This is a genomic window from Bacteroides faecichinchillae JCM 17102 (assembly GCF_000614145.1).
In the GTDB taxonomy this organism is placed as follows: Bacteria; Bacteroidota; Bacteroidia; order Bacteroidales; family Bacteroidaceae; genus Bacteroides; species Bacteroides faecichinchillae.
On record NZ_BAKK01000090.1, the window covers coordinates 1 to 4,532 of the forward strand.

2 protein-coding genes are annotated in these 4,532 nt (G+C 32.1%); one reads left to right on the forward strand and one right to left on the reverse strand.

Features of this window, described 5'->3' with window-relative positions; genetic code table 11:
- Positions 1-778: 778 nt before the first annotated feature.
- On the reverse strand, positions 779-2,089 hold the full coding sequence (locus JCM17102_RS20585; protein WP_025076521.1) for a site-specific integrase: 1,311 nt from the start codon (positions 2,087-2,089) through the stop codon (positions 779-781).
- 533 nt (positions 2,090-2,622) lie between these two features.
- On the opposite strand from JCM17102_RS20585, the gene JCM17102_RS20595 reads away from it, so the two are divergent.
- Positions 2,623-4,532: glutaminase domain-containing protein (locus JCM17102_RS20595; protein WP_025076522.1), on the forward strand; the 1,910-nt coding region annotated here is incomplete at its 3' end.

The following is a 4,532-nucleotide window of genomic DNA, read 5'->3' on the forward strand; positions in this document are numbered from 1 at the left end:
GCAGCCTTGCAAACAATGTGTTGTATATCAATTTATTACATAAAAATGTGTTGTCTTTGTGTTGTGTTTTTTATACTATATCTATGTACTAAAGAAGTTTATTATAAATATGAAAGTATAATAGTAATATGTGACATGTTTATAATAAAAACATATACTGATGCTCATCTCTTAAATTGGCGAATAAACATCTTGTAAGTAACTGTTCACAATTAGTTAATGTTATCCGTCATTCTTCACTTCGCTCCTTTAGACAGATACTCATGATACAAATTAATTAGGAATGCTAACTTATTTGATTAATTTATTACGCTATAAAGAAGGTTCTGTATAGTCTATTTTTTGAAAAATAAGAATATTATTATAGTTTTTCTTTCAGATATTAAAGATTGGTTAGTTCCTCGGTGAGAAACAAGTTGTTTCTCACCGAGGAACTATTTGTTTCTTTTAAAGAAACTATATCTTGGCTTTAAATCAAAATACGAAATTTGCAACATGTTAATTATTAACCTTTTATAGAAATAAAGCGCTACCTTTGATAATTATAGGATGGTTATTGACAAATAAGCTAAGATTTATAACCAGCAATGAATAGTAAAATATATTTTTATTACACATAAGTTACAGCTCACAATTAGTTAATGCTGTCTATTATCCCCTTAAACAACAGATGCTCATGATATGAATTAATTAGGAACACTTACCTATATCGTTAGGTACTCATCTTGTTTATTACAGTATGAATATGTAGAATAAAATAGTATATGAATAATTTAAATCATAATATAAAAACAATTTTTTTTAATTTATTTGGCAAGTCTAGCCTCAGTTCCTTCAATCTATTAGCGGCTTGTAGATTATCAACTTTGATATATCGCATAAAAGCAGATGGGCTTTTATGACCAGATATTCGCATCAATTCTTCTGCAGGAAAACCTGATAAATACATATTCGTACAAAAAGAGCGTCTACAAGTATGGGAGTATATTAGTTCCCATTTTTCGTATATTCGTTTTTCTCGTTCTTTGCCTTTTTTACGAACTATTTCAACTTTTTGTCTTAACTTCGCTTTTAGTCCTAACTCTTTTACCCTATCATTAAATAAATATCTTGGTATTTTGGGCAATTCATAATTGTATTTTCTAAGAATCTCTGGAACATAATCAATCATGGGAATAATAACTGCCTTATGTACTTTTCTTTGTTTAAGGTTTATATTTCCATTATCTAAATCAATGTGTTCCGGACCTAAAGTTGAAAGATCACTATATCGTAATCCTGTAAAACATCCGGTAATAAATATATCGCGTATTTTCTCCAATTGTTTATCATCCGATAGATCGAGCTCATATATCGCTGCTAATTCTTTTTCACTTAAATAAATAGCATCTGTTTCCTCCTCTACAACTTTGAAACATCTTAGATCAATTGGCGGAATGGATCCTTTTACAATCTGAAAATTAACAAATCCTTTCAATAAACGTATAATTTTCCCTGCAGAGTTAGTGAGTAATCCTTTTGTTCCATTTGGCTTTTCAGCTTTATAGAATAAATAATCCATAAATTCATTGTAAAATGTCAAATTCAGATTATGAAATGACAAAGGTTGAGATGAATATTCCTTAAAAGCAATTAGATGTTTACGAAGTGTTCTATAATCTTTGATCTGATCTTTAGAGACAGATGGAGCCTTTTCTATAATATATCTTTCTAATGCATCAAATATATCTATCCGATGGGAACACAAATCATATTCCCTATCTTTCTCCAATTCGAGCAAAACAAAATCAACAGTTGGATCTATATTATTATCTTTAGCATAAGTAAGAATCTTACCAAGTTTTGACGTGATTCTAATTAAACAAGAATCAATTTCTTCGTACTGTGGACAAGCACGTTTGATCCATCTCTTCTTGGCATCCCAATATTCAGGTTTAATATTGTATCCAGTAGAGATGAGTGTACGTTTAAACCGATCATAATTATATCGGATATAAAGAACTGTAGTGCCCTCTTGAGTAACGTACTTTGGTTTAATATATGGAAAATATTTTGCTATAGTGATATCTGTATTGCATTCGTGTTGCAAATTTAAGAAAGCTATCTAAAACAGCAAATATCTCTTTAGTTAAAGTTGGTAGTTACTAATGCTTTAATAATTTTCTTTAAGCTAAGGAAAATTTCTGTTCATAAAAGGATAAATATTGCTCAAACGGTATAGAAACCTCTATTTGTTGAGTTTAAAAAAGGAGAAAAACTTAAAAAAGAGCAGATTTTATCCTTTCTTGACCATAGATTTTCCTTATTTTTTATATTAATTGTCTTATTTTGTATCGATCGAAATGAAATGCTATGGAAAATAACTAGCCTTTACAGGTTTATGCCTACTCAAGATACACAAAACAGTAGTACTTTTCTCCATAACATTCTATTCAAAATTTGTCAGTACTGGTATTTATTAATTTTAGGTAAGAAGAAAAAAAATAAAAGTATTAAGGATTAAAGTTTTCATAAGGTATTATTAAGGTAAGAAGTGATTTAGCTAACATGGGGTTGTTTTATTATTAAGGTAAGAAGATTGTAGGATGGATAACCTTAAATTTTAGATTAATTAAAAGAATTATGAAGAAACTACTAATTATGATGGCTCTTTCTGTTAGTATGCTGATTAATGCTCAGACAACTAACTTTTTTGAACCTGTTAAAGAAATAGCGCTACGTGTTCCGTCAGTGCCAATTGTTGTTTCAGACCCATATTTTTCAATTTGGTCTCCTTATGACAAACTGATGGAAGGGAGTACAGAACATTGGACAAGTGCAAAGAAACCTTTATTGGGTGCCTTACGTGTAGATGGTAAAGTATATCGGTTTCTGGGTAAAGATAAAATAAATTTAGTCCCGATTGCTCCTATGACCAATGTAGAACGTTGGGAGGCAGCTTATACGAATAGCACACCAGCTAATGGATGGCAAGAATTTCAATTTGATGATACTAGTTGGAAAAAAGGAAAAGCCGCTTTTGGTAGCCGCGATATGCAACGGGTTCACACAGAGTGGAAAGGGAATGATACAGACATTTATATTCGCCGCGGATTCGATATTAATAATTTAGATTTAGAAGAAGATTTTTATTTAATTTATTCTCATGATGATGTATTTGAGCTATATCTTAATGGAGAAAAATTAGTTTCTACAGATCTTGTCTGGAGAGACAATGTGTATCTGAAACTGACTGATGCGGCAAAGAAAAAATTGCGTGATGGTAAGAATGTGATTGCTGCTCATTGCCACAATACTACAGGAGGTTCCTATGTGGATTTTGGTTTATTTCGTGAAAAGAAAGATGCCGTAAAGTTCTCTGATGAGGCTATTCAAAAATCTGTAGATGTATTAGCAACTTCTACTTATTATACTTTTACCTGTGGTCCTGTAGAACTCGATCTCGTTTTTACAGCTCCTCAGCTGATTGATGATTTGGATCTATTATCTACACCTATTAATTATATATCCTATCGCGTACGAGCACTTGATCAGAAAGGCCATGACGTACAACTCTATATGGAAACTACTCCAGAATTGAGTATTAACGAGAATAATCAACCTACTATTGCACGTACATTATCTAAAAATGGTATTAGTTATGTTGAGGCAGGAACAATTGATCAGCCAATATGTGATCGTAAAGGTGACTTAATTTGTGCAGATTGGGGTTACGCATACCTTGCTAGTGTAAATGGAGCAGGAAAATCTATAGGTTTAGGTGATTATTATAGGATGAAAGAGTCGTTTGTGAAAAATGGAAGTTTAAATTCCACTGTTACCAAATGGACTACCCGCAAAGAAGAGGATAATCCAGCTATGGCTTATGTACATAACTTAGGTACAGTTTCTAAGGATAGCAAAGAGGGATTCATGATGATTGGTTATGATGATATCTATTCTATTGAATATATGTATGAAAAGCGTATGGGATACTGGAAGCATGACGGCAAAATAACCATATTCGATGCTTTTGAGAATCTGAGAGATAATTATCAACCAATTATGGAACGTTGTCGCGCTTTGGATGCGATGATTTACGATGATGCAGAAAAAGCAGGTGGCAAAAAATATGCTGAAATCTGTTCGGTTGCTTATCGTCAGGTAATGTCAGCCCACAAGCTTTTTACAGATAAAGAAGGTAACTTGATGTGGTTCTCAAAAGAGAACAACAGTAATGGTTGTGTTAATACAGTGGACTTGACTTATCCGTCCGCTCCATTATTCTTGATTTATAATCCTGATTTACAGAAAGCAATGATGACTAGTATTTTTGAATACAGTGCTAGTGGTCGTTGGAACAAACCTTTTCCAGCTCATGACTTAGGAACATATCCTATAGCCAATGGACAAGTTTATGGAGGCGACATGCCAATTGAAGAAGGTGGTAATATGGTTATTCTAGCTGCAGCTATCTCAAAAATTGAAGGAAATGCTGATTATGTAAAAAAATATTGGGATATTTTAACCACATGGACTAATTATTTAGTAGA